Consider the following 24,481-nt stretch of genomic DNA (forward strand, 5'->3'; position numbering starts at 1 on the left):
GGGGACTACCAAAAAGGCGCACGGGGCCGAAGGCCCTACTTGCCGCGGATGGCGTCGAATACCTTGGGGTCGACCAGGGTCGAGGTGTCTCCGAGGTCGCGGCCTTCGGCGACGTCGCGCAGGAGGCGGCGCATGATCTTGCCGGACCGGGTCTTCGGCAGTTCCGGCACGATCGTGATCTGACGCGGTTTGGCGATGGGGCTGATGTCGGTGGAGACCTGAGCCTTGAGTTCGGCGATGAGGACGTCGCCGGTGTTCTCGACGCCTTCACGGAGGATGACGAACGCGACGATGCCCTGTCCGGTGGTCTCGTCGGCGGCACCGACGACGGCGGCTTCGGCGACTCCGTGATGGTTCACCAGTGCTGATTCCACTTCGGAGGTGGAGATGCGGTGACCGGAGACGTTCATGACGTCGTCGACGCGGCCGAGGACCCAGAGTGCGCCGTCGTCGTCGTACTTGGCGCCGTCACCGGCGAAGTACCAGCCTTCTTCGGCGTAGCGGGACCAGTAGGTGTCGCGGTAGCGGTCCATGTCGCCCCAGATGCCGCGGAGCATCGCCGGCCACGGCTCGTCGAGGACGAGGTAGCCGTTGCCGCCGGGGCCGAGGGGCTTGGCGTCGTCGTCGACGATCTTGGCGGAGATACCGGGCAGCGGTGCCATCGCGGATCCGGGCTTGGTGGCGGTGATACCGGGCAGCGGGGAAATCATGATCGCGCCGGTCTCGGTCTGCCACCAGGTGTCGACGATGGGGGCCTTGTTGCCGCCGATGACGTCGCGGAACCAGCGCCACGCTTCGGGGTTGATGGGCTCGCCCACAGATCCGAGCAAACGGATCGAAGACAAGTCGTGGGCGTCGGGGATTTCCCGGCCCCACTTCATGAACGTCCGCACGAGGGTGGGGGCGGTGTAGTAGATGGAGACGCCGTACTTCTCGATGATGTCGAAGTGGCGGTGCTCGTTCGGGGAGTTGGGGGTGCCTTCGTAGACGACCTGGGTGACGCCGTTCGAGAGGGGTCCGTAGACGATGTAGGAGTGTCCGGTGACCCAGCCGATGTCGGCGGTGCACCAGTAGACGTCTTGTCCCGCTTTGTGATCGAAGACGTTGTGGTGGGTGTACGAGGCCTGGGTGAGGTAGCCGCCGGAGGTGTGGATGATGCCCTTGGGCTTTCCGGTGGTGCCGGAAGTGTAGAGAATGAACAGGGGATGTTCGGCGTCGAAGGCCTGCGCCTCGTGCTCGGGTGAGGCCTGTGCGACGGTTTCGTGCCACCACAGGTCGCGGCCGTCGGTCCACTCGACGTCGATGCCGGTCCGGTTGACCACCAACACGTTCTGGACGGATTCGGCGCCGGCGACGGATTCGTCGACCGCTGTTTTGATGGGTGCTGCGGCGCCGCGTCGCCACTGGCCGTCGACGGTGACGACGAGTTTGGCTTGGGCGTCGTCGATGCGTGACCGTAGGGCGGTGGCGGAGAATCCGGCAAAGACGACCGAGTGGGTCAGGCCGAGGCGGGCGCAGGCGAGCATGGTGACGATCGCTTCGGGGATCATCGGCATGTAGATCGCTACGCGGTCACCGGCGACGAGGCCGAGGTCGGTGAAAGTATTTGCGGCGCGGCTGACTTCGGCGAGGAGGTCGTTGTAGGTCAGGTCGCGGGAATCGCCTGGTTCGCCTTCGAAGTGAATGGCGACGCGGTCGCCGTTGCCGGCGAGGACGTGGCGGTCGACGCAGTTGTAGGCGACGTTGAGTTTTCCGCCGACGAACCACTTGGCGACGGGGGCGTCGGTCCAGTCGAGGACGTCGGTCCATTTCTCGTGCCAGTGAAGGCGCTCAGCCTGATTCGCCCAGAAAGCGAGGCGGTCGGTATCTGCGGCAGCCTGCAACTCCGGTCCCGCATTGGCGGCCGCAGCGAACTCTGCGCTCGGCGGATATGCCTGGGGGACGTCTGTTTCGGCTGCGCTTGTCATGGCTGACGGCCTTCTTTCCACTTTGATCGACACTTTTCTGACTCCGTGTGAGGGTAGTCACAAGCTCGCGTAAACGCACCGTTGCATCACGTTGCAACCCGTTGTCCTGCGACGATCGGTCGAATTGATGCGACGGGTGGTCGCTTCCGCCGACGAGTGAATGGGCGCGGACAGATTTCCCTCGGAATTGCGGACAATGGGTGCGATGCGCGCCCCGCGTCGGATGTGTCTATTGTCAAACCATTATTCGACCACAACTCGAAGTCACGTTCACTTTCAGTTGTAGGCGACACGACGCCGGCAGTTACGGCTGTCGGCAGGCCGCGAGCATGCTCGGGGTCACTTAGATGTGGAAGGAATTCCTTTGCGTATCTCACGCATAGCGACCGGCGCGGTCGCGCTCGGAATGACGGCAGTGCTGATCACGGCATGTTCGTCCGGCGATTCGTCGGGCGGATCGTCCAGCGGTGTCGTCAACGCCTGGGCGGGCGAGCCCCAGAACCCGTTGATTCCCACGAACACGAGTGAGAACCAGGGCGGCCGCGTCCTCGACTCCCTGTTCGCCGGTCTCGTTTCGTACACCGCCGACGGTGGCACGGAGAACGAGGTTGCCGAGTCCATCGAGAGCACCGACGGTCAGAACTTCACCGTCAAGCTCAAGGACGGTTGGACCTTCACGGACGGCACCCCCGTCACCGCGAAGTCGTTCGTCGACGCGTGGAACTTCGGAGCCCTCTCCACCAACGCCCAGATCCAGGCATCGTTCTTCGATCCGATCAAGGGCTACGACGAAGTTGCCGCCGAGGTTCCGACGGCTCAGACGATGTCGGGTCTGAAGGTTGTGGACGACTCCACCTTCACCATCGAACTCAAGCAGCCCGAGTCGGCGTTCCCCGATCGCCTCGGTTTCACGGCGTACTACCCGCTGCCCGAGGTCGCGTTCAAGGACATGACCGCATTCGGCGAGAACCCGGTCGGCAACGGCCCGTACAAGCTCGACGGCGCCGGCGCGTGGCAGCACAACGTCCGCATCGACACGGTCGTGAACCCGGACTACAACGGCAACCGCAAGCCGAAGAACGCCGGCGTCGACTTCATCATGTACAACAGCCTCGACACGGCGTACACGGATCTCCTCGCCAACAACGTCGACGTTCTCGACCAGGTCCCGCCGAGCGCGGTCACGACCTTCGAGTCGGATCTTGCCGGTCGCACGGTCAACCAGCCGTCGGCAACCATCGAGACGTTCACGATCCCGGGGCGCCTGGCGCACTTCAGTGGTGAAGAGGGCATGCTCCGCCGTCAGGCGATCTCGATGGCGATCAACCGCGATCAGATCACGCAGCAGATCTTCAACAAGACCAGGACGCCTGCACTCGACTTCACCAGCCCCGCAATCGAGGGTTGGAACGACTCGCTGACCGGTAACGGCAACCTGAAGTTCGACCCCGAGGCAGCCAAGGCCGCTTGGGCCAAGGCCGACGCCATCGCTCCGTGGTCCGGCAGCTTCGAGATCGGATACAACTCCGACGGCGGACACCAGGAATGGGTCGACGCCACGGCGAACAGCATCCGCAACACGCTCGGCATCGACGCAAAGGGCAAGCAGTACGCCACCTTTGCGCAGATCCGCACTGAAGCCACCGACCGCACCATCCAGAGCGCGTTCCGCTCCGGCTGGCAGGGTGACTACCCGCAGCAGTACGGCTTCCTGGCGCAGAACTACCAGACCGGCGGCAGCTCCAACGACGGTGAGTACTCCAACCCCGAGTTCGACCGCCTCCTGCGCGAATCGGCCGGCCAGACGGACAAGGCGAAGGCTCAGGAACTGCTCGATCAGGCTCAGGAAGTGCTGCTCAAGGACCTGCCTGCAATTCCGACGTGGTACCGCAACGCAGCCAGTGGATGGTCGGAGAACGTTTCCAACGTGACCATCAGCTGGAACGGCATTCCGGTCTACGAAGACATCGAAAAGAACTGACGCGTAGAACGATCCGCATCTGAAACGTGAGTTCGGGGCGGCAGGCGCCCTGCCTGCCGTCCCGAACTCGTGTTCACACCGGACTGTCCGCTGACGTACACGATCATCGACAAGGAGGTGATCCGATGCTCTGGTACATCGGTCGCCGAGTGCTTCAAATGATCCCGGTTTTTCTCGGGGCCACTCTTCTGATCTACGCCATGGTCTTCCTGCTTCCCGGTGATCCGCTTGCCGCGTTGGCGGGCGACAAGGCGCTCAGTCCGGCTGTGGCAGCACAGCTTCGGGAGCGCTACCACCTCGATCTCCCCTTCTATCAGCAGTACCTGCTGTACCTGAAGGGCATCTTCACGCTGGACTTCGGCACGTCGTTCTCCGGACGACCTGTCAGTGAAGTTCTGGCACAGGCATTTCCGATCACGATGAAACTTGCCTTCATGGCACTGATCGTCGAGACCGTCTTCGGTGTCGGCTTCGGCCTCATCGCCGGCCTGCGTAAGGGCGGATTCTTCGACAGCACCGTCCTGCTGTTCAGCCTCGTTCTCATCGCCATCCCGATCTTCGTGATCGGCTTCCTGGCTCAGTTCTTCATCGGCGTCAAATGGGGCATCGTCCCGCCGACGGTCGGTGGCAACACCAGCTTCAAGAATCTCCTGCTCCCCGCCCTGGTTCTGGGTTCGGTCTCGTTCGCGTACGTCCTGCGACTGACCCGAACGTCCGTGGCGGAGAACCTGAGTGCCGACTACGTGCGCACTGCCACCGCCAAGGGACTTTCCCGTGGACGAGTGGTTCGCGTGCACGTGTTGCGCAACTCGCTGATCCCCGTGGTCACGTTCCTGGGCGCCGACCTCGCAACGTTGATGGGCGGCGCCATCGTCACCGAGGGCATCTTCAACATCAACGGCGTCGGCGGCACGATCTACCAGGCCGTGACCAGAGGTGAAGCGCCGACGGTGGTTTCATTCGTCACCATTCTCATCGTGATCTACCTGATCGCAAATCTGCTCGTCGACCTCTTGTACGCCGCGCTCGATCCGAGGATCCGCTATGTCTGAGACCGTGAAGACCGGACGCGCCGTCCGGCAAAGTCATTTCGTGGCACCGCCCGAAGTTGCGGCACCGGGGGAGACGGACGCCGTCAAACTCGATCAGGCGCCGACGAGTATGTGGACCGACGCGTGGCGCGATCTGCGCAAGCGCCCCCTGTTCATCATCTCGACGATCATCATCCTCGCGGTCATCGTCATCGCAGCGTTTCCGGGCTTGTTCACGAGTACCGATCCGCGGTTCTGCGACCTCACCTACAGCATGCAGGGACCGACCTCCGGCCACTGGTTCGGTTTCGACCGCCAGGGCTGTGACGTGTACTCGCGCACCATCTACGGTGCTCGCGCATCCGTACTCGTGGGCGTCGGCGTCACGGCGTCGGTGCTGGTGATCGGAGTGATCTTCGGTGCACTGTCCGGGTTCTACGGCGGCTGGACCGATTCGATTCTCTCCCGCGTCGCCGACATCTTCTTCGGTATCCCGCTGATCCTCGCTGCCATCGTTCTGATGCAGCTGTTCACCGATCGCACCATCTGGACCGTCGTCGGCGTCCTGGCACTCTTCGGTTGGCCGCAGATGGCACGAATTGCTCGAGGCGCGGTGATCTCGGCGAAGAACAACGACTACGTCATGGCTTCGGAAGCGTTGGGTGTCTCGAAGCTCAAGACACTGATCCGCCACGTCATCCCGAACTCGTTGGCGCCCATCATCGTGGTGGCCACCATCTCGCTCGGCACGTACATCGTCGCCGAGGCGACGCTGTCCTTCCTCGGTATCGGACTTCCGTCCACCGAGGTTTCGTGGGGCGGCGACATCAGCAACGCTCAGGTGACGCTGCGTCAGGGATCGACCATTCTGTTCTACCCGGCAACGGCTTTGGCGATCACCGTCCTCGGATTCATCATGATGGGTGACGCTCTGCGCGACGCCCTCGATCCCAAGTCGCGGAAGCGGTGAGCACGATGACCACCAAGGAAACTCTCACCTCGGAGGAAACTCCGTTGCTCGAGATTCGTGATCTCGAGGTGTCGTTCCAGTCCAATTCCGGTCCGGTTCCGGCAGTTCGAGGCGTCAGCCTGACCGTGTATCCGGGTCAGACGGTCGCCATCGTGGGCGAATCGGGCTCCGGTAAATCCACCACCGCGCACTCGATCATCAATCTGCTTCCCGGCACCGGCAAGGTGACGGCAGGCGAGATCATCTTCGACGGCAAGGACATCTCGAAACTTTCGGAGAAGGACTTCGTCCACATCCGGGGCAGCCAGATCGGTTTGGTTCCGCAGGACCCGATGTCGAATCTGAATCCCGTGTGGAAAGTGGGCTTCCAGATCGAGGAAGCTCTGGCCGCCAACGGAATTGCCAAGGGCAAGGCAGCCAAGGTTAGGGCCGCCGAACTGCTCGAGGAGGCCGGCCTCGCCGAAGCCGAGAGTCGGTTGGGACAGTACCCGCACGAGTTCTCGGGCGGTATGCGTCAGCGCGCACTCATCGCGATCGGGTTGTCCGCTCGTCCGAAACTCCTGATCGCGGACGAGCCGACGTCGGCGCTCGACGTCACCGTCCAGCGTCAGATCCTCGACCACCTCGACGGTCTGACTACGGAACTCGGCACCGCCGTTCTTCTCATCACTCACGATCTGGGCCTGGCCGCCGAGCGCGCCGAGCATCTGATCGTGATGAGCAAGGGTCGTATCGTCGAATCCGGTCCGGCACTGGAGATTCTGAAGCGTCCACAGCATCCGTACACGCAGAAGCTGGTCGCTGCTGCGCCGTCGTTGGCGTCGAAGCGACTCAGCTCGTCGGTGGTGCGCGCCGAGATTCGAGAACTGGCGGAAGAGGTCGCCGAAGCAGTCAAGGCCGAGGAAACTGCGGCAGAGTCCTTCGGCAAGGCGACCGACGACGTTCTTGTCGTCGATCATCTGACCAAGGTGTTCAAGCTGCGCAAGGGTTTCCGCAAGACCACCGACTTCACAGCCGTGAACGACGTGTCCTTCAAGGTCCGCCGCGGAACCACGACGGCGATCGTCGGTGAATCGGGTTCCGGTAAGTCGACGGTCGCACAGATGGTCCTCGGTCTGCTCGAGCCCACTGCAGGCAACGTGGTCTTCGACGGTCAGGACGTGTCGAAGCTCGGTGCGAAGGAAACATTTGCGTTCCGTCGACGAGTGCAGCCGATCTTCCAGAACCCCTACGGCACACTCGACCCGATGTACTCGATCTACCGCACGATCGAGGAGCCGCTGCGTACCCACAAGGTCGGGACCAAAGCCGAGCGTGAGGCTCGCGTCCGCGAACTTCTCGACAAGGTGGGTCTACCGCAGTCGGTCATGCGTCGGTTCCCGAACGAACTCTCCGGTGGACAACGTCAGCGCGTCGCCATCGCGCGAGCACTGGCCTTGCAACCGGAGGTCGTGATCTGCGACGAGGCGGTCTCCGCTCTCGACGTGCTCGTGCAGGATCAGATCTTGACCCTGCTCAACGACCTGCAGGCAGAGTTCGGGTTGACGTACCTCTTCATCACGCACGACCTGGCCGTGGTTCGTCAGATCGCGGACAACGTGTTGGTGATGTCGCGTGGCTCGATCGTCGAATCGGCACCGATCGACGACGTGTTCGGTAATCCGCAACAGGACTACACCCGCAAGTTGCTCGACGCGATTCCCGGTGGGTCCATCAAGCTGGGAAGCTGACGCAACAGGTAGGTAGGCAAGTCCGCAGAGGGGCTGCAAGGGTACCGTCGTTGATCGTGACGGACCCCTTGCAGCCCCTCGTCGATCTTCCAGGCGTACGCGCCGCCGCCGATCATGCGCGCGACGCTCTGGGTGAGGTTCATCGGCACAAGACCAACCGTCGCGGTTGGCCCACGACTGCCGCCGAAGCCGCGGTTCGCGCTGCGCGAGCCTCCGCATCGCTCGCCGGAGGCACCACCGAATTGCCGGCCGAGGGCATGGCCGGTGACCCGATTCTCGCGGGTGCTCTGCGCGTGGCTCAGGCTCTCGACGGCGACAGCCTTCCGCTCATGGAGTCGACGTGGAAGCGCGCCCCACTTCAGGCTTTGGCCCGGCTGCACCTGTTGGCCGCGGCGGATCTCGTCGAGGACGCAGATCAACTGGGGCGGCCACGGTCGGATCGCGGAGTGGGGGAGCGGTTGGACGCTCTCGCCCAACTCGTTACAGGCGGAACCAGTGCACCGGCACCTGTTCTGGCGGCCGTCGTACACGGAGAACTCTTGGCGCTGAGCCCGTTCGGCACCGCTGACGGCATCGTCGCCCGCGCGGCCTCGCGTCTGGTTGCGGTCTCGTCGGGGCTGGATCCGCACAATCTCGGGGTCCCCGAGGTCAGTTGGCTTCGGCGGCCACAGGCGTACACGGACGGCGCGGCGGGGTTTGCTTCGGGAAATCCGGCGGGCGTCGGCAGCTGGGTGATTCTGTGCTGCGGTGCTCTCGAAGCCGGTGCGCGAGAGGCGACTTCGATTGCCGACGCCGCTACCGGATAGTCCGGCAAATTGCCCCTGCCGGAACATAACGAACGGGCGGCGCTGCCGATAAATCGACTTCGCCGCCCGTCAGCACGGACTACTCGTTACCAAGCGTGCTCGGTGGGTTGTGTGGGTGGCCTCGGCGAGGGATCGCACTTTCTGAGGTCGTCCCCGCAACCGGTGCGGGGTCCTCGCTCAAATTGAACGAATCTCGCAGGCCCACAACGCTTCTGCCCTTATAGTGGCTTGTGCTCCGCGTGGGTGCCCTAGTGCCCGTGCTAGGAATTTCGGTTGGGGAAACGGTCCTTCTCTTCCGAGCCGTTCCTGGCCTTCCGTTCTTCCGTAACTCCTTTGTACCCTGTGTCCGGGCTCACAGCAAGTACCAATTTTTGTTTGTGGGCCTTGGATTTCAGCGTTTCCGGCGCAGTAGCCCGAAGGTCATGGCGCCGGCCACCAGAGCTGCGATTCCCACCGCAGCGGTAGTAGCCACCGTGGTCGTGGACTGGGCCGACAATCTGGCACGAAGTGAGACCGGATTCGAGAAAGTCAGTATGGGCCAACCGTTTACGGCCGCTTCCTTGCGCAACGCTCGATCGGGGTTGACTGCGGTCGGATGTCCGACAGCCTCGAGCATGGGTAAATCCGTCACCGAGTCGGAGTAGGCGTAACTGGCGGCGAGGTCGTAACCGTACTCCGCGGCGAGTTTTTCCATGGCTTCGACCTTGCCGGGGCCGTAGCAGTAGAAGTCCACCTCGCCGGTGTAGTGGCCGTCTTCCTCCCTCATCGACGTCGCGACGGAATGGGTGGCGCCGAGGGCGCGGGCGATCGGTGCGACGATCTCTTCACCCGAAGCAGACACGACGATGACGTCGTGTCCACGCAGCTTGTGATCTGCGATCAGATCGGCCGCCTCGGCGAAGACGAGTGGATCGACGATGTCGTGCAGAGTCTCCGCGACGACGGCCTTCACCTGTTCCACGTCCCAGCCCGCACACATCGCCGTCAGATGCTCGCGCATGCGCTCCATCTGATCGTGATCGGCGCCGGACAGTAGAAACAGGAATTGCGCATAGCTGCTCTTGAGAACCGAGCGTCGATTGATCAGACCCTGTGCGAAGAATGGCTTGCTGAACGCCAGGGTGCTCGACTTCGCGATGATCGTTTTGTCCAAATCGAAGAAAGCGGCTGTCCGCCCGGTATTCAGTCCGTTCGCAGGCTTGTCGGTCACAGGATTGAGGATAGTCCGACAGGCGGTTCGTGTGCTCTTCGGCAAGCGTCCTCTTTCGGCGAAAAACAGCAGTTCAGTGCAGCTCAGGCTTGCATTTCTCGCCGATGGCGGGTGTAAGATCGTTGCTGTTCGATTCGTTCGAACTAGTTCAGCCCGACCCCCCGGGGCTGAACTCAGACGGCCCCCGCCTCCTCCCCCCATTGGCGGGGGTCGTCCTCTGTCTCAGCCCTGTTTCTCCCCAACTTCCCAGTTGTCCACAGGGTTGTTCGGCCCACTGTTTTCGGTGCCGGTGCTCGTTCAGGCTCTGCAGTCATGAACACGACGATCAGCTCTCAGGAAACCGGGGCTCCCATTCTGGTTCTCGTCGACGACGCGAAAATCCTCGCGAGCGTGCGACGCGTCGCTGCCGCGGTGGACCGCCGGCTGGACGAGGCCGAACATCCCGTGTCCCGGCAACAGTGGAACCGGGCCTCGGCGGTGGTACTGGACGCGTCGGCGGCGCGAGATGCTCTGGCTCGTTCCCCCAAGCGAACGCGAGTGTTCCTCGTATGCGACGGCACACCGACCGTCGACGATTGGAAGAGCGCCACCGCGATCGGAGCCGACAGCGTTCTGTCCTTGCCCGAGGAAGAGAACGCGCTGGTCGCAGTTCTGGCCGACCACGTAGACGTCAGTGGTGACGGCACCGTCGTGAGCGTGGTGGGTGGTTGTGGTGGCGGCGGAGCCTCGGCAACTGCTGCGGCAGTCGCGTTGACGTCGGCAGCACGTCACGTCCCGACGCTGTTGGTGGACGTCGACGCACTCGGTTCCGGCGCCGACGTGCTGTTGGGTATCGAGACTGCTCCCGGATTACGTTGGGGTGCACTGACCGTCGAGGGCGGGCGGTTGTCCCCGGATGCGCTGCGCGATGCACTGCCGGCGAAGGGAAAGTTTCTGAGGGTTCTGGCGAGCAGTCGCCGGGAGATCGACGGTCCGACAGTGACCGCCGTTCGCGCCGTGCTGGACGCAGGTCGCAGTTCCGGCGGACTCGTGGTCTGCGACGTGCCACGTCATCCCAGCGAGGTAGGTCAGGCCGTGTTGGAGATGTCGGATTCGGTGCTCGTGGTGGTTCCGGCCACCGTGGCCGCATGCGTCGCGGCCGAGAAGGTCGGAGCCTGGGTGGTGCGACACAACTCCAACGTCGGTCTCGTCGTGCGTGGGCCGGCACCGGGAGGCCTACGCGGCGCCGATGTGGCAGACATGCTCGGCCTGCCCCTGACGGCCGTGATGCGCGGCCACCGATCGCTGGCGCCGATGCTCGAGCGTGGTGGCCTCGAATTGACCCGCGGTTGTCCGTTGAGTGTGGCGGCAACAGCGGTACTCGACGCCGTCGAATCCGGCGCACGCCCGCGCAGGGCTGCGGCATGAGTGCGTTGGTCACGGCCGAACTGCTCGACCGAGTTCGCGAGCGATTGACGGCGTCGTCGGTCGCCGAGCCGACGGCGGCCACCGTTGCCGATGCCGTGCGAGCCGAGTCCTCCGGCGTTCTGGCGGACACGGATCTGTTGGAGGTCGTCAGGGTGCTCCAGACGGAACTGACAGGCGCGGGGCCGCTCGAACCTCTACTGCACGAACCCGGGGTCGCCGACGTACTGGTGACCGCGCCGGATCAGGTCTGGGTGGACCGCGGGGTCGGCCTCGAAAGGTCGGGGGTCCGGTTCACCGACGAGGCAGCCGTGCGTCGACTGGCGCAGCGGTTGGCACTGTCGGCAGGTCGACGCCTCGACGACGCCCAACCGTGGGTCGACGGCCGCCTGCGGGGCGTCGGCGACGGGCACTTCGGGGTACGACTTCATGCCGTACTCGCACCCGTGGCCCAGGGTGGAACCTGCGTGTCACTGCGAGTGTTGCGGCCCGCGACCCAGGGTCTCGACGCGCTGTCCGCCCACGGCGCCGTGGAACCGGACGCGCGGGAGCTCCTCAATCGCATCATTTCTTGTCGCTTGGCTTTTCTGGTGATCGGCGGGACCGGTGCGGGAAAGACCACGTTGTTGTCCGCCATGCTCGGCGCGGTCGACCCGCGCGAGCGAATCGTCTGTGTCGAGGACGCGGCCGAACTGGCGCCGCCGCATCCACACGTCGTCCGCCTCGTCGCCAGAGCTCCCAACGTCGAGGGCGTCGGAGAGGTGACGGTGCGCGATCTGGTTCGGCAGGCACTACGAATGCGTCCCGATCGCATCGTCGTCGGTGAGGTCCGCGGCGCAGAGGTGACTGATCTGCTCACGGCGATGAACACCGGCCACGACGGCGGCGCCGGCACCGTTCACGCCAATTCGCCCGAAGAGGTGCCGGCCAGACTCGAGGCGTTGGCGGCGCTCGGCGGTATGGATCGCCACGCGTTGCACAGTCAACTTGCCGCGGCAGTTCAAGTGATCCTGCACGTGCACAGATTGGCTGACGGATCGAGGCGTCTCGAACAGATCGGTGTCATCGACCGCGGTGCGGACGGGTATGTACGAATCATGCAGGCGTGGCCGGACGGCGGTTCGGGTCGTGAGCGGCTCGAGCGGATGTTCCGGCTTCGCAATCGAGAGGTCGGGACGTGACGGTTTCCCTCTTGGCCTTCGCGTTGGCGGTCTCGATTGCGCCGGTGCGGGATTCACGTGCTCGGCTCGCCACGTACACCCCGAGCGTCCGCAAGTCCTCCCGGCAGATTCCGTGGCAGTTCGTCGCCGCATTTCTCGCGATTTCGGCCGCGTGGATCCTCGGAGGTCTTCCGGCAGGGTGTGCGGCTGTCGTCCTCGCCGGGACCCTGATCCTCCGTGGCCGACGCGCGAATGCAGCCGAAACCCGGGATCTCTCACAGAAGATGCTGCTCTCCGGTCTGGAGGTGCTGATCGCCGAGCTGAGCGTCGGCGCGCATCCTGCAGCGGCCAGTTCTGTTGCAGGCGAGGAATGTACCGGAGAAGTGAGTGCCGTATTCCGTTCCGCTGGGGCCAGGGCGCGTCTCGGTGGTTCTGCCGCAGCGGCCTTCGCGGTACCGGATTCGTGCATCGAGCGTGAGTTCTCCCGCATCGGATCCGTCTGGCGGGTCGCCGACCAACACGGGCTGGCACTGGCGGAACTACTCGGCGCCGTCCGGACGGACATGTTGGGGCGTAGACGCTTTCGTCAGCGTACCGAGGCCGGGTTGGCGGGCGCTCGGGCGACCGCTGCGGTGTTGGCCTTTCTCCCGCTGTTGGGGATCGGTCTCGGGCAATTGATGGGGGCTTCGCCGCTGCGCGTGCTGTTCGGAGGTGGGCTCGGCGGCGTGCTCCTGGTGATCGGAACCGCCTGTGTCTCAGCTGGTCTGCTCTGGACCGACCGGATAACTGCGAAGGTCACGTCGTGAGTTGGGCATCCGTGGCGATGATGGCGTTGGCGTTCGCGATCATTCCCGCTCGGCGCGGTGCTTCGGCCAGGGCGGCAGTAATTCTCTTCGCGGACACAACAACAGAAAATTCGGTCTCAGTCCCGGACAAGCCGGATCCACTCGCAGTTGCCGCAAGTCTCGACCTTCTCGGGGCCTGCCTACGAGCGGGGCTTCCCGTCTCCGCCGCGATCACAGCGATGGCGTCGACGGCACCGAAACCGATGGCCGACTCGCTTCGTCGCGTCGCCGACCTTCTGGCGCTCGGTGCCGATCCGGACGCCGCGTGGAGCGAAGCCGCTCTCGATCCCGATACCGAGGCGCTCGCCAGAATGGCTCGGCGTTCTGCCCGTTCGGGTTCGTCGCTGTCCTCGTCCATGGCCGAACTCGCCGAGCGCAGTCGAGGTGACGCCGAGGATCTTGCTGCCGCCGCAGCCGAACGCGCGGGAGTGCTGATCAGCGGTCCACTCGGGCTGTGTTTCCTGCCGGCGTTCATCGCCTTGGGCATCGTCCCGGTGGTGATCGGGCTTGCCACGACTGTGCTCGGTAACGGCCTGCTGTGAGCCGGATCCGAGTGAAAGCTCCTGCGGCAGAAGTGCTGCCACAGGTTTCGATTGAAGGGGGAGAAATGATTTCGAAGACGTTGAGGATGGTGTCGGCCAGATTTGCGCTGTTGGTAACGGAGGACGACGGTATGTCTACCGCGGAGTACGCGATCGGCACAATTGCGGCCGCCGCATTCGGTGCCGTCCTGTACACGGTTGTCACCGGCGACTCCATTGTCTCGGCGCTGACAGGCATCATCGACAAGGCTCTCAAGACAGCTGTGTGATGTTGTCCACGAGAGGTATTCGGCAAGCCGACGACGGCGCCGTGACGGTGGAGGCCGCGATTGCTCTGGCTTCGATCGTCACGGTGGTCGTGCTGTGTGTCGGTGGAGTCCTGGCGGTGTCGATGCAGGTTCGGTGTGTCGACGCCGCTCGTGAGGCCGCGCGGTTGGTGGCACGTGGTGATCGTGAGTCTGCGGTCACCACGGCCCGCCGGATCGCACCCGAAGATGCGTCGATCTCGGTGGAGATCGTCGACGGCTTTGCGGTGGCCGTTGTCAGCGCCGAGAGTGCGTTGCTGCCGTTGGTCGACATTTCTTCCGAGGCGGTGGCAGCAGTGGAGTCGGGAGTGGAGGAGGGGTGAACCTACGTGACGACGAAGGTGTTGCCACGGTTCTGGCGTGCTGCGTTCTGGCGGCGATCGTGATGGTGACCGGCGGGATGCTGCATGTCGGTTCCGCAGTGGTGGCTCGGCACACGGCTCAGTCGGCCGCTGATCTTTCGGCTCTCGGCGGTGCGGGCGCCTTGGACGGCGGCGACGAGTCGGCGTGTGAGATGTCCGCGGTGATCGCGGAGCGGATGCGCACGGTGCTCGAGGAGTGCGACGTCCAGGGGTGGGATGTAGTCGTCGAGATACGCGCACCGGTGTTGTTGTCGGGCTTCGGGATCGGGGATGCGCAGGCTTACGCTCGTGCAGGTCCGGTCAGCTGATCGTGTCGATCACGGCGGTCAGAACCTTGACCGCGCCGTCTTTGTCGAGTGGGTCGTTTCCGTTGCCGCACTTGGGTGAATAGACGCAGGACGGGCAACCGTGAGCGCACTCGCAGGACAGTATGGCGTCGCGCGTCGCGGTGAGCCATCGGGACAGTTCGCTGTGCCCTCGGTCGGCGAACCCGGCGCCGCCGGCATGACCGTCGTAGACGAAGACAGTCGGGAGTCCGGTGTCGGCGTGCATGGCCGTCGATACTCCGCCGATGTCTCCGCGGTCGCAGATTGCCACCAGCGGCAGCAGGCCGATCGCGGCATGTTCGGCGGCATGCAGTGATCCGGGGAACCGTTCGGGCGGCACCCCGATGGATTCGAGTAGTTCCGGCGTGACCGTGTACATCACTGCCCTGGTGGGCAAAGTGTGTGCGGGCATGTCGAGTTCGATCGAGTCGAGGACTTCACCCGAAGTCAACCGTCGTAGGTACCCGACGACTTGATGTGTCACCTCGACCTGGACGAGAGCGACGGCGATGTCGCCGTAGTTCTTGTGCTCGAGTTGTTCGGTGATCGTGATTTCGGTGGTCTCGCGGGCCGAGGTGGTCCAGTCCGGATTCTCGGTGTGCACCAATGCGAGTCCGACGTCGAGGTCCAATTCGTCGACGACGTAGGTCTCGCCTTGATGGATGTGCACGGCACCGGGATGAACTGTGGCGGGAGCGCGGCCCGCGTCAACAGTACCCAGCATCCGGCCGGATTCACCGTCGACAATGGCCACCTGAGTTCCGATACCGCCGCGAATGTCCAAAGAGCCGTGGGGGTTCGAATCGGCGGTGACGAACCATCCGTGCTTTCGGCGCCGGATCTTGCCTTCCTCCGACAGCCTGGTCAGAACCTCGAGAGCCCCGAAAGCGTCGACCTCGGCATCGGAAAGTGGGAGTTCCATTGCAGCGCAGAGAAGTTGTGGTCCCAGGACGTACGGATTTCCGGGATCTGTCACCGTCGCCTCGACGGGTTTGTCGAGTACCGCTGACGGATGGTGAACGAGGTAGGTGTCGAGTGGATCGTCGCGGGCGATCAACACGACGAGTGAACCCTCGCCGCGTCGCCCGGAGCGACCGGCCTGCTGCCAGAACGAGGCAACGGTCCCCGGGAAGCCTGCCACGACAACGGCGTCGAGGCCTGCGATGTCGACGCCGAGCTCCAGCGCGTTGGTGGTGGCTGCGCCAAGCAGTGTGCCGTCGGCGAGCGCAGCTTCCAGTTCGCGTCGGTCCTCGGCCAGATATCCGGCGCGATACGACGCGACTCGCTCGGCGAGGTCCGGGTCCACCTCGGCGAGTAGACGTTTGGTGGCCATCGCGGTCAGTTCGGCACCGCGGCGGGAGCGGACGAAGGTGAGAGTGCGGGCGCCTTCGATCATGAGGTCGGCCATGATCCGCGCTGCTTCCGCGCCCGCGGGACGTCGTACCGGGCTACCGTTTTCGCCGGTCAATGCCTCGAGTAGCGGCGGCTCCCACAGTGCGACGGTGCGTGGGCCGTGCGGCGATCCGTCTTCCGTGACCTCGGTGCAGTGTGCGCCGATGAGCCGCGAGGCCGCTGCGCCGGGATCTGCCGTGGTCGCGCTGGCCAGGATGAAGGTAGGTTCGGCGCCGTAGCGCGCTGCAATCCTGCGAAGTCGCCGGATCACGAGCGCGACGTTGGATCCGAAGACTCCCCTGTAGGAGTGGCATTCGTCGATGATCACGTATTTCAGGTTGCGGAAGAAGTGCGCCCATCGCTGATGGGTGCGGAGCAGCGAAATGTGGATCATGTCGGGGTTGGTGAAGAGCCAGCGTGAGTTCTCGCGTGCCCAGGTGCGGAGTTCCTGCGAGGTGTCGCCGTCGTACGCACTGGCGTTCGTGCTGCGAAGTTCGACGTCGAAGTCGGTGAGGGACAGCACTGCTCGCAGTTGATCCGAGCCCAGCGCTTTGGTGGGGGAGAGGTACAGGGCAGTTGCGAGCGGATCGGTCGCCATGGCCGTCAGCACCGGGAGTTGGTATGCCAGTGACTTACCCGACGCCGTACCGGTGGCCACGACCACGTGTTTTCCCTCGTGAGCAAGGTCGGCGGCCTCACTCTGGTGGATCCACGGGGACCGCACGCTGTGCTCGGCGAGCGCGCGTACGACGCTGGGGTGCACCCACTCCGGCCATTCGGTGAACTCGGCTACGCGAGCAGGCAACTGCGCGGTGAACATCAGTGGTTTTTCGCTTCCACTGACCCCGGCGACGACGCGATCGAGCAGCATCTGCCCGTAGGTGTCGCCAGGCTTCCCTCCCGGGGCGGGGATCGGGGAAGGTGCGTTCACGTGACTCTCCGGGCTCGGCGTTGGGGTGTGGCGGCAATCGGAAACTGTCGCTACCTGCAGTTTTGATGATACGCAACGGCCGGCGGTCTTGGTGGAACCGGGTGGTCGGCGCGCAAGCGGGAAGCCGCGATCGTGGGCCGTTTTTCTCGTAGCGAACTTTTAACGTTTTTAGTTCCCTTTTCGACTGTTGTGCACGCGGAGAACATGGTTGACTGACAATCGGTCGCAGCTTCTGTGTTCGTAGGCTTGAGAAAGTGCACGCTCGCAGGATCGTTGTTGCGGGCGCGGTGCTCTGCCTTTCCTGAGGGGGAAATAAAGACGTACAGCGGTCGGAACCGGCCCGGTGGACTGTAAGGGCTGTTCACCGAATCCGGTGTTAGAAAGAGAAGGAAAAGCATGGCACAGGGCACTGTGAAGTGGTTCAACGCTGAAAAGGGCTTCGGCTTCATCGCTCCCGAAGACGGTTCCGCAGACGTCTTCGTTCACTACTCCGAAATTCAGGGCAACGGCTTCCGTACCCTCGAGGAGAACCAGCGTGTGGAGTTCGAGGTCGGCCAGGGCACCAAGGGTCCCCAGGCTACCGGCGTTCGCGCGGTCTGATTTTTCCGCTCACTCGCTGAGCGATTAGTTCGGACAGTATTTGTCCCCCATCGCATCCGTGCGGTGGGGGACAAATCTTTTCGGGCTGAGCCAGTCTTTCTCTGTCCGAGGTAATGCACGCAGCTGTTCGACCACGGCCGGTCGTCTATGCCGTCAGTACCTTCGTGGCTTACGTTTCACTCTGTGAGCCAACTGTCCTTTTTCTCTGCCGAGTCGATTCCACCTGCCGTGACGGACCTCGCCGGAATGCTGGCCGGACCGGGTCAGGTCGTGACCTCGGAGGACCGTGCCCGGATCTCGATCGTCGTGGATCGGGACTGGAGAGCGCAGGCCGTTGCCGAGTTGATCGCGCAGTGCGGACTCGGGGCCGAGGTGACGCGTAGTGAAGAAGGCAGCCCATTGGTCCGCACGCAGTCGACGCCCGCACTCCTTCCGCTGTCCGTGCAGTGGACCAAGGGAGCTGTGAAGGCGGTGCCGGTCGGTTGGGTACCGAACTCCCGCCAACTCCGGGTGTGGGCCGTCGCGGCCGGCAGGCTCGAAGAAGGCGGCGAGCGATTCGTTTTCGGCCTCGACCCCCATGCCAAGGAGACGCACGCACCGCTGGCTCAGGCCTTGATGCGGGTTGGTATCGCGCCGACTCAACTGGGTAACCGGACACCGGGCCCGGGGCTCCGTGTGTCGGGAAAGAAGAGACTGACAAAGCTCGTCGAATACCTCGGTGAGGCGCCGAAACACGTCGACACTTCGGTCGCCTGGCCGCACGTCTGACAGTGCTCTTGCCTCGCGTCCGACGGTGCTCATGCCGCGTGTCCGACGGTGCTCATGCCGCGTGTCCGACGGAGCCCATACTGTACTGATCTGCACGAATGTCTTGCGGGTATGTCACTCTGTAAAGAGAGACACGGGGTATAACTTGCTCCACACGTCTAGTTCTGAAGATCTGCCGACGGCAGTGAACGTCCAAAGGAAGGCTCGGGCAGCAGGTGGCTAAAGCGGACAACGGCAGCGGTCAGGGAGCGTCCGGTAACCCTCGTCGCCTCGTGATCGTCGAGTCACCGACCAAGGCGCGCAAAATCGCTCCCTACCTCGGTAAGGACTACGTCGTAGAGGCATCGGTCGGTCACATTCGCGACCTGCCACGAGGCGCAGCAGACGTTCCGGCCAAGTACAAGGGCGAGTCATGGGCCCGTCTCGGCGTCAACGTCGATCACGACTTCGAGCCGCTCTATGTCGTGAGCCCGGAAAAGAAGGGCAAGGTCGCCGAACTCAAGTCTCTGTTGAAGGACGCCGACGAGCTCTTCCTCGCAACTGACCCCGACCGCGAGGGCGAGGCAATCGCCTGGCATCTCCTCGAGACTCTCAAGCCCAAGATTCCGGTTCGTCGAATGGTCTTCCACGAGATCACCGAGCCGGCAATCCGTGCTGCCGCCGAAGACACCCGCGAACTCGACACCGACCTCGTCGATGCTCAGGAAACCCGCCGCATCCTCGACCGTCTCTACGGTTACGAGGTCAGCCCGGTTCTCTGGAAGAAGGTCATGCCGAAGCTCTCGGCCGGCCGCGTCCAGTCGGTGGCCACTCGCGTCATCGTCCAGCGTGAACGCGAGCGCATGGCGTTCAAGTCGGCGTCGTACTGGGACATTTCCGCGACGCTCGACGCCGGTGCAGAGGCCAGCCCGCGTAGTTTCGGTGCTCGCCTGGTCTCCGTCGACGGTTCGCGTGTCGCCTCCGGTCGCGATTTCGGAGCTGACGGAAAGCTCAAGGGCAGCGCGGTCACCGTGCTCGACGAGGCGTACGCGCGTCGTCTCGCGGAAGCGTTGCAGGGCGTCGACCTCACGGTTTCCTCCGCCGAGGACAAGCCGTACACGCGCAAGCCTTACCCGCCGTTCATGACGTCGACGCTCCAGCAGGAAGCCGGACGCAAACTTCGTTTCACGTCCGAGCGCGCCATGCGTATCGCGCAGCGTCTGTACGAAAACGGCTACATCACCTACATGCGTACCGACTCGACGACGCTCTCGGAGTCGGCGATCGCAGCCGCTCGTGCGCAGGCCACCGAGTTGTACGGTCCGGAGTACGTCCATCCGACGCCGCGTCAGTACACCCGCAAGGTCAAGAACGCGCAGGAAGCCCACGAGGCGATCCGCCCCGCCGGCGACGTGTTCCAGACCCCGGGTCAGCTGCACTCCAAGCTCGATTCCGACGAGTTCAAGCTGTACGAACTCATCTGGCAGCGGACCGTCGCCTCGCAGATGGCCGACGCCCGCGGTACGACGCTGACGCTCCGCATCTCCGGCACGGCAGGCACCGGCGAGGACTGCACGTTCTCCGCTTCGGGTCGCACCATCGTGTTCGCCGGCTTCCTCAAGGCTTACGTCGAGAGCGTCGACGAAGAGGCCGGCGGTCAGTCCGACGACGCCGAATCCAGGCTTCCGGTGCTGGTCAAGGGTCAGGGAGTCACGGCCACCAAGCTCGATCCGGACGGACACAGCACCAACCCACCCGCTCGCTACACAGAAGCCAGCCTGATCAAGACGCTCGAAGAACTCGGCATCGGCCGTCCTTCGACCTACTCGTCGATCATCAAGACCATTCTCGATCGCGGATACGTCTACAAGCGTGGCAGCGCGCTGGTTCCGTCCTGGGTGGCGTTTGCCGTCATCGGGCTGCTCGAGGTGCACTTCGGCCGGCTGGTCGACTTCGATTTCACGGCAGGAATGGAAGACGATCTCGACGCGATCGCCGGCGGCCGTGAGCAGCGTGGCAACTGGCTGAGCAGCTTCTACTTCGGTGGCGAGACAGGCGCTGAAGGTTCGGTCGCCCGCGAGGGCGGGCTGAAGAAGATGGTCGGAGTCAACCTGGAGGAGATCGACGCTCGCGAGGTCAACTCCATCCGACTGTTCGACGACGCCGAGGGTCGCGAGGTTCACGTGCGCGTCGGCCGGTTCGGCCCGTATCTCGAGCGCATGGTTCAGAACCCGGACGATCCCGAAGGCGATCTGATCTCGCAGCGGGCAAATCTCCCCGATGACCTGCCACCGGACGAGCTCACTCCCGAGTACGCCGAGAAGTTGTTCTCGACGCCTCAAGAGGGCCGCAAGCTGGGCGTCGACCCGCTGACGGGCCACGAGATCGTCGCGAAGGAAGGCCGCTTCGGTCCCTACGTGACCGAGATCCTGCCCGAACCGCCGGCCGAGCCGGAACCGGACATCGTTCCCGTCACCGCTCCCGAGCCGGAAGAAATCAGCTCGGGCAGCACCAAGACTGCGGTGAAGAAGGCCGCGGCCAAGAAGGCGCCTGCGAAGAAGGCTGCCAAGAAGGTCGCAGGCCCCAAGCCGCGGACCGGATCGCTGCTCAAGTCCATGGATTTGGCGACGATCACCTTGGAAGATGCGCTGCGTCTGCTGTCGCTTCCGCGCGTCGTGGGTGTCGACCCCGAATCGAAGGAAGAGATCACCGCGCAGAACGGCCGTTACGGTCCGTACCTGAAGAAGGGCACGGACTCACGCTCGCTCGCCAACGAAGAGCAGATGTTCACCGTCACGCTCGACGAGGCGCTCAAGATCTACGCCGAGCCGAAGCGTCGTGGGCGTCAGGCGTCGGCAACGCCTCCGCTGCGTGAGTTGGGCGTCGATCCGGTCAGCGAGAAGCCGATGGTGATCAAGGACGGCCGTTTCGGTCCGTACGTCACCGACGGCGAGACCAACGCCAGCCTTCGTAAGGACGACGACGTCGAATCCATTTCCGATGCTCGTGCATCGGAGTTGCTGGCTGATCGTCGTGCGCGCGGCCCGGTCAAGAAGAAGGCAGCAGCCAAGAAGGCTCCGGCCAAGAAGGCCGCTGCCAAGAAAACAGCCGCAAAGAAGGCCCCGGCAAAGAAGGCCGCCGCCAAGAAGGCTCCGGCGAAGAAGGACTCGTAAGGCTTCGTCGGTGCCGACGGTTAGGGTTTTTGCATGAGTACTGAAGTGGCCGAACGAGGTGTGTTCGGTCGGCTGGTGGGTCAGCACGACGTCGAGCAGAGCCTGCGTGATGCTGCACTGTCGGCTCGTGGCGATTCCAGCGGCTCGGAGATGACCCACGCGTGGCTCTTCACCGGGCCACCCGGCTCTGGTCGTTCGGTGGCTGCTCTCTGCTTCGCCGCTGCCCTGCAATGCACCTCCGACGGTGCACCAGGGTGCGGTGAGTGTCATGCGTGTACGACGACGATGGGTGGAACCCATGGTGACGTACGACGGATCATCCCCGACGGCCTGAGCATCAGCGTCAAAGGCATGCGCGAGATAGTCAACATCGCTTCGCGTCGACCGACGACGGGGCGGTGGCAGGTGATCGTGGTCGAGGATGCTGATCGTTTGACCGAAGGCGCAGCCAACGCCCTCCTGAAGGTTGTCGAGGAGCCGCCGGACCGCACGGTCATCCTGCTCTGCGCGCCGACGACCGATCCGGAAGACATGTCTGTCACCCTCCGATCGCGGTGTAGGCACATGCCGTTGGTGACGCCGTCCGTCGAATCGATCGCCCAGGTACTGATCGACCGCGACGGGCTGGATCCGGAACGGGCGAGAATCGCCGCATCGATCAGCGGCGGACATGTCGGCCGGGCTCGGCGTCTCGCCACCGACGAGAGCGCGCGCGACGAGCGTCAGCGTTCGCTTCGACTTGCCGCAGACGCGATCGGGGCTTCGACGGCGTACAAGGCCGCAGAGAACTTGGTGAAGTCGATCGAGGCTGACACCAAGGCGTTCTATGCCGAACTCAAGGAACAGGAACTCGAGGAACTCAAGGTTTCCTTGGGTGGTGGTGGAACCGGCAAGGGAACAGCCGGGACTCTGCGCGGATCGGCTGGTCTGATCAAGGACCTCGAAGCGCGTCAGAAATCGCGCGACACCCGGGCCCGCCGCGATCTTCTCGACCGGACGCTGATCGACCTGGCCGGCATGTACCGGGACGCGCTTTCCTATTCGCTGGGGTCGACGTCGACGGCGACCCATCCCGACATGGCTCGGCAGGCCGCCGAGTTGGCTGCGCGAACGTCCCCGGAGGGGTTGCTCAAGTGCATCGAAGCGGTGCTCGAATGCCGCGAGGCCGTCGACTTCAACGTCAAGTTGCAGTGGGCGCTCGATGCGATGGTTGCCTCCATCGGAGCCGCTTTCCGACCCCCGTTTTCGCGATCCGGGGGTTGACCAGATAGACTCGCCACCGCCGAAAGGCACGCTGCCTTAGCTCAGTCGGTAGAGCATTTCACTCGTAATGAAAAGGTCGAGAGTTCGATTCTCTCAGGCAGCTCAGCCAAGAGCCCCACACCCGGAAATCCGGATGTGGGGCTCTTGTCGTTAGTTCCCAATTCTTGCGTATGTGCGGTTTATCCTGAGTTCGGCGAACACGTGCCTGAACAGGGGAGACCTCGATGTCGGATCAGAACTGGGGACCAGGCCAACCATCGCAGAATCAGCCGCCGTACGGGCAGATGCCGCCGATGCCGCCGCAGGGTTATCAGCCGCCGACGCCCGCCTATCCGTACGCAAGCTGGATCTCGCGGGTGTTCGCGTCAATCCTCGACGGCTTTGTCGTTCCGCTCCCGGGCGTCATCCTCGCGATCATCGGGGCGGTGATCGCGTTCTCCGGATCCGAAGTGACCACATACGACGACGGCAGCGTGAGCGCTGAAGGCGGCAATCCGGTCGGCGTGATCGTCATGGTCGTCGGCATACTGGCGATCTTCTTGATCGAGGTATGGAACCTCGTCTTCAGACAAGGGAACACCGGACAGACGCTCGGCAAGAAGTGGCTGGGAATTTCGGTGATTCGGGAGTCCGACGGTGTACCGCTCGGCCCGGTGATGGCGCTGCTTCGTTGGATCATGATGGCGATCCTGGGTGGGGCATGCTTCCTCAACTATCTCTGGCCGCTCTGGGACTCGAAGCACCAGTGCTGGCACGACATGGTGGTCCGGTCGGTAGTCGTTCGCGCCCGCTAGTCGCGGCCGGGGTCTCTTACAGTGGGTGCCATGGAGTTGGAAGCGGTCACAAGTCGACGACGCTCGCTGGCCGCACCCGTCGGTGTTGCTGCAGTGGCCGTGACGGCCGCCGCGGTACTCCACTTCCGTGATCCCCACAGCGCGGGTAGCTACGGCGTTTGTCCGATGTACGCGTTGACGGGATTGTGGTGCCCGGCGTGTGGTGGCCTTCGTGCGGTCAATGACCTGACTAATCTGGATATTGGCGCCGCAGTGTCCAGCAATGCCTTGATCGTGCCGTTTATCGCGGTGTTGGTGATCGCGTGGATCGGTTGGACAGTGCGCCGTTGGAAAGGCACGCGGGATCGCATGATCGTGCTTCGGCCGACTGTGACGATCGTGGTGCTCGGAGTTCTCGTTGCATTTACGGTTGTTCGAAACACCCCGTGGGGGAGCTGGCTCGCGCCGGCGTGACGGTAAGAGGTCGACATGGCACTGCAGGTTTTTTCGCTCATCGTTCTGCTCGGCGCGCTGATCATCCTGATTCCGACGGCACGACGTGTCTTCGGCAAGAAGGACGACGAGTAGGCCTCGACAACTGGGCCCGCGCGGCACATGCTGGCGGTATGGCTGATTCGTTGAAAGCCCGCGTCAAGGAAAAGTTGCTGAGGCAACTCGCCGAGGACGGTCGGCACCCGATTCAGGAAGCTGAGGGTGACGATCCGCGGTTGGTGTCGATCAACGACGATCTCGAAGCGTTGGAGCAGGCCGAGGAAGGCGATCCGATCGTCGAAGAACTGGCCGAGAGGTACTGGGTTCCGTGATGTTTACCGACCGCAGTGCTCTGACCTGGCGATTTGGTGTTGTGTTGATCTTCGCGTAACTTTGTCCAGGTCAGAGCGACACGGACACCGACTCCCACCTGCGAGGGTGAGTGACACGAGGTTGTACGAAGTGCCTGGC

22 protein-coding genes and 1 tRNA gene are annotated in these 24,481 nt (G+C 63.7%); 20 read left to right on the forward strand and 3 right to left on the reverse strand.

All coding sequences use genetic code 11. The features are described 5' to 3' along the window. Positions 1–35: 35 nt before the first annotated feature. Positions 36–1,967, reverse strand: a complete 1,932-nt coding sequence (gene acs / locus ATN38_RS14160; RefSeq protein WP_218748144.1) for an acetate--CoA ligase — start codon at positions 1,965–1,967, stop codon at positions 36–38. Between the two features lie 364 nt (positions 1,968–2,331). On the opposite strand from acs, the gene ATN38_RS14165 reads away from it, so the two are divergent. From ATN38_RS14165 to ATN38_RS14185, 5 genes are all read left to right on the forward strand, one after another. Further along, entirely contained in the window at positions 2,332–3,948 is a 1,617-nt protein-coding gene (locus ATN38_RS14165) for an ABC transporter substrate-binding protein (protein WP_037132624.1), read from the forward strand. 125 nt (positions 3,949–4,073) lie between these two features. Beyond that, positions 4,074–5,000 carry an ABC transporter permease gene (locus ATN38_RS14170; RefSeq protein ID WP_218748146.1) on the forward strand — a complete coding sequence of 309 codons (927 nt, stop codon included), beginning with the start codon at positions 4,074–4,076 and terminating at the stop codon, positions 4,998–5,000. After that, positions 4,993–5,949 carry an ABC transporter permease gene (locus ATN38_RS14175; RefSeq protein ID WP_003946092.1) on the forward strand — a complete coding sequence of 319 codons (957 nt, stop codon included), beginning with the start codon at positions 4,993–4,995 and terminating at the stop codon, positions 5,947–5,949. The genes ATN38_RS14170 and ATN38_RS14175 overlap by 8 nt, the downstream gene beginning before the upstream one ends. Positions 5,950–5,954: 5 nt before the next feature. Beyond that, complete coding sequence (locus ATN38_RS14180; protein WP_218748148.1) at positions 5,955–7,679, forward strand: ABC transporter ATP-binding protein; 1,725 nt, start codon at positions 5,955–5,957, stop codon at positions 7,677–7,679. A 56-nt stretch (positions 7,680–7,735) separates the two neighbouring features. After that, a complete protein-coding gene (locus ATN38_RS14185) occupies positions 7,736–8,485 on the forward strand; it encodes a hypothetical protein (RefSeq protein WP_020905979.1) in 750 nt (249 codons plus the stop codon). Between the two features lie 391 nt (positions 8,486–8,876). On the opposite strand, the gene ATN38_RS14190 is transcribed toward ATN38_RS14185, so the two are convergent. Further along, a complete protein-coding gene (locus ATN38_RS14190; RefSeq protein WP_003946123.1) occupies positions 8,877–9,695 on the reverse strand; it encodes an HAD-IB family hydrolase in 819 nt (272 codons plus the stop codon). 312 nt (positions 9,696–10,007) lie between these two features. Between ATN38_RS14190 and ssd the strand changes: the two genes are divergently transcribed. The 7 genes from ssd to ATN38_RS14225 all read left to right on the forward strand — a co-directional run bounded on the left by ssd (position 10,008) and on the right by ATN38_RS14225 (position 14,621). After that, entirely contained in the window at positions 10,008–11,102 is a 1,095-nt protein-coding gene (ssd, locus tag ATN38_RS14195) for a septum site-determining protein Ssd (RefSeq protein WP_003946126.1), read from the forward strand. Continuing rightward, the gene (locus tag ATN38_RS14200) at positions 11,099–12,280 is read left to right on the forward strand and encodes a TadA family conjugal transfer-associated ATPase (RefSeq protein ID WP_003946116.1); all 1,182 of its coding nucleotides are present in this window, start codon (positions 11,099–11,101) and stop codon (positions 12,278–12,280) included. Before ssd ends, ATN38_RS14200 begins: the two co-directional genes overlap by 4 nt. Beyond that, positions 12,277–13,065, forward strand: a complete 789-nt coding sequence (locus tag ATN38_RS14205) for a type II secretion system F family protein (RefSeq protein WP_042446714.1) — start codon at positions 12,277–12,279, stop codon at positions 13,063–13,065. The genes ATN38_RS14200 and ATN38_RS14205 overlap by 4 nt, the downstream gene beginning before the upstream one ends. Beyond that, positions 13,062–13,646: a type II secretion system F family protein gene (locus ATN38_RS14210; protein ID WP_037132615.1), complete on the forward strand. Its 585-nt coding sequence runs from the start codon at positions 13,062–13,064 to the stop codon at positions 13,644–13,646. The genes ATN38_RS14205 and ATN38_RS14210 overlap by 4 nt, the downstream gene beginning before the upstream one ends. A gap of 65 nt (positions 13,647–13,711) precedes the next feature. Beyond that, positions 13,712–13,915, forward strand: a complete 204-nt coding sequence (locus tag ATN38_RS14215) for a DUF4244 domain-containing protein (RefSeq protein ID WP_218748150.1) — start codon at positions 13,712–13,714, stop codon at positions 13,913–13,915. Beyond that, the gene (locus tag ATN38_RS14220) at positions 13,915–14,274 is read left to right on the forward strand and encodes a TadE family type IV pilus minor pilin (RefSeq protein WP_007732449.1); all 360 of its coding nucleotides are present in this window, start codon (positions 13,915–13,917) and stop codon (positions 14,272–14,274) included. The genes ATN38_RS14215 and ATN38_RS14220 overlap by 1 nt, the downstream gene beginning before the upstream one ends. After that, positions 14,271–14,621 (forward strand): Rv3654c family TadE-like protein, encoded by a 351-nt coding sequence (locus ATN38_RS14225; protein ID WP_003946120.1) that lies wholly within the window; start codon positions 14,271–14,273, stop codon positions 14,619–14,621. The genes ATN38_RS14220 and ATN38_RS14225 overlap by 4 nt, the downstream gene beginning before the upstream one ends. Here ATN38_RS14225 and ATN38_RS14230 read toward each other — a convergent pair. Next, positions 14,614–16,902 carry a DEAD/DEAH box helicase gene (locus ATN38_RS14230; protein WP_030535671.1) on the reverse strand — a complete coding sequence of 763 codons (2,289 nt, stop codon included), beginning with the start codon at positions 16,900–16,902 and terminating at the stop codon, positions 14,614–14,616. The two genes, ATN38_RS14225 and ATN38_RS14230, sit on opposite strands and share 8 nt — an antisense overlap. 456 nt (positions 16,903–17,358) lie before the next feature. Here ATN38_RS14230 and ATN38_RS14235 point away from each other — a divergent pair, with 456 nt between their 5' ends. From ATN38_RS14235 to ATN38_RS14270, 8 genes are all read left to right on the forward strand, one after another. Continuing rightward, positions 17,359–17,562, forward strand: coding sequence for a cold-shock protein (locus ATN38_RS14235; protein WP_003946117.1), 204 nt, complete (start codon positions 17,359–17,361; stop codon positions 17,560–17,562). A 183-nt stretch (positions 17,563–17,745) separates the two neighbouring features. Next, positions 17,746–18,330, forward strand: a complete 585-nt coding sequence (locus ATN38_RS14240) for a hypothetical protein (protein WP_003946106.1) — start codon at positions 17,746–17,748, stop codon at positions 18,328–18,330. A gap of 215 nt (positions 18,331–18,545) precedes the next feature. Beyond that, the gene (topA, locus tag ATN38_RS14245; protein ID WP_218748151.1) at positions 18,546–21,482 is read left to right on the forward strand and encodes a type I DNA topoisomerase; all 2,937 of its coding nucleotides are present in this window, start codon (positions 18,546–18,548) and stop codon (positions 21,480–21,482) included. Positions 21,483–21,515: 33 nt separating this feature from the next. Continuing rightward, positions 21,516–22,745, forward strand: coding sequence for a DNA polymerase III subunit delta' (locus tag ATN38_RS14250; protein WP_019746652.1), 1,230 nt, complete (start codon positions 21,516–21,518; stop codon positions 22,743–22,745). 30 nt (positions 22,746–22,775) lie between these two features. Continuing rightward, positions 22,776–22,848, forward strand: a tRNA-Thr gene (locus ATN38_RS14255). A gap of 121 nt (positions 22,849–22,969) precedes the next feature. Beyond that, positions 22,970–23,539 carry an RDD family protein gene (locus ATN38_RS14260; RefSeq protein WP_047270004.1) on the forward strand — a complete coding sequence of 190 codons (570 nt, stop codon included), beginning with the start codon at positions 22,970–22,972 and terminating at the stop codon, positions 23,537–23,539. Between the two features lie 30 nt (positions 23,540–23,569). Further along, a complete protein-coding gene (locus tag ATN38_RS14265; RefSeq protein WP_007732476.1) occupies positions 23,570–23,992 on the forward strand; it encodes a DUF2752 domain-containing protein in 423 nt (140 codons plus the stop codon). Between the two features lie 152 nt (positions 23,993–24,144). Next, a complete protein-coding gene (locus ATN38_RS14270) occupies positions 24,145–24,342 on the forward strand; it encodes a hypothetical protein (protein WP_003946112.1) in 198 nt (65 codons plus the stop codon). Positions 24,343–24,481: the final 139 nt, after the last annotated feature.

The sequence above is a fragment of the Rhodococcus sp. FH8 genome (assembly GCF_019266085.1).
GTDB classification, from domain to species: Bacteria; Actinomycetota; Actinomycetes; order Mycobacteriales; family Mycobacteriaceae; genus Rhodococcus_F; species Rhodococcus_F qingshengii.

Coding starts and splice junctions, on each gene's coding strand:
- ATN38_RS14200 (WP_003946116.1), top strand. CDS start 11,099: ATGAGTGCGTTGGTCACGGCCGAACTGCTCGACCGAGTTCGCGAGCGA.
- ATN38_RS14180 (WP_218748148.1), top strand. CDS start 5,955: ATGACCACCAAGGAAACTCTCACCTCGGAGGAAACTCCGTTGCTCGAG.
- ATN38_RS14215 (WP_218748150.1), top strand. CDS start 13,712: ATGATTTCGAAGACGTTGAGGATGGTGTCGGCCAGATTTGCGCTGTTG.
- ATN38_RS14230 (WP_030535671.1), bottom strand. CDS start 16,902: ATGCTGCTCGATCGCGTCGTCGCCGGGGTCAGTGGAAGCGAAAAACCA.
- ATN38_RS14220 (WP_007732449.1), top strand. CDS start 13,915: ATGTTGTCCACGAGAGGTATTCGGCAAGCCGACGACGGCGCCGTGACG.
- ATN38_RS14270 (WP_003946112.1), top strand. CDS start 24,145: ATGGCTGATTCGTTGAAAGCCCGCGTCAAGGAAAAGTTGCTGAGGCAA.
- ATN38_RS14250 (WP_019746652.1), top strand. CDS start 21,516: ATGAGTACTGAAGTGGCCGAACGAGGTGTGTTCGGTCGGCTGGTGGGT.
- ATN38_RS14265 (WP_007732476.1), top strand. CDS start 23,570: ATGGAGTTGGAAGCGGTCACAAGTCGACGACGCTCGCTGGCCGCACCC.
- ssd (WP_003946126.1), top strand. CDS start 10,008: ATGAACACGACGATCAGCTCTCAGGAAACCGGGGCTCCCATTCTGGTT.
- ATN38_RS14175 (WP_003946092.1), top strand. CDS start 4,993: ATGTCTGAGACCGTGAAGACCGGACGCGCCGTCCGGCAAAGTCATTTC.
- acs (WP_218748144.1), bottom strand. CDS start 1,967: ATGACAAGCGCAGCCGAAACAGACGTCCCCCAGGCATATCCGCCGAGC.
- ATN38_RS14235 (WP_003946117.1), top strand. CDS start 17,359: ATGGCACAGGGCACTGTGAAGTGGTTCAACGCTGAAAAGGGCTTCGGC.
- ATN38_RS14260 (WP_047270004.1), top strand. CDS start 22,970: ATGTCGGATCAGAACTGGGGACCAGGCCAACCATCGCAGAATCAGCCG.
- ATN38_RS14170 (WP_218748146.1), top strand. CDS start 4,074: ATGCTCTGGTACATCGGTCGCCGAGTGCTTCAAATGATCCCGGTTTTT.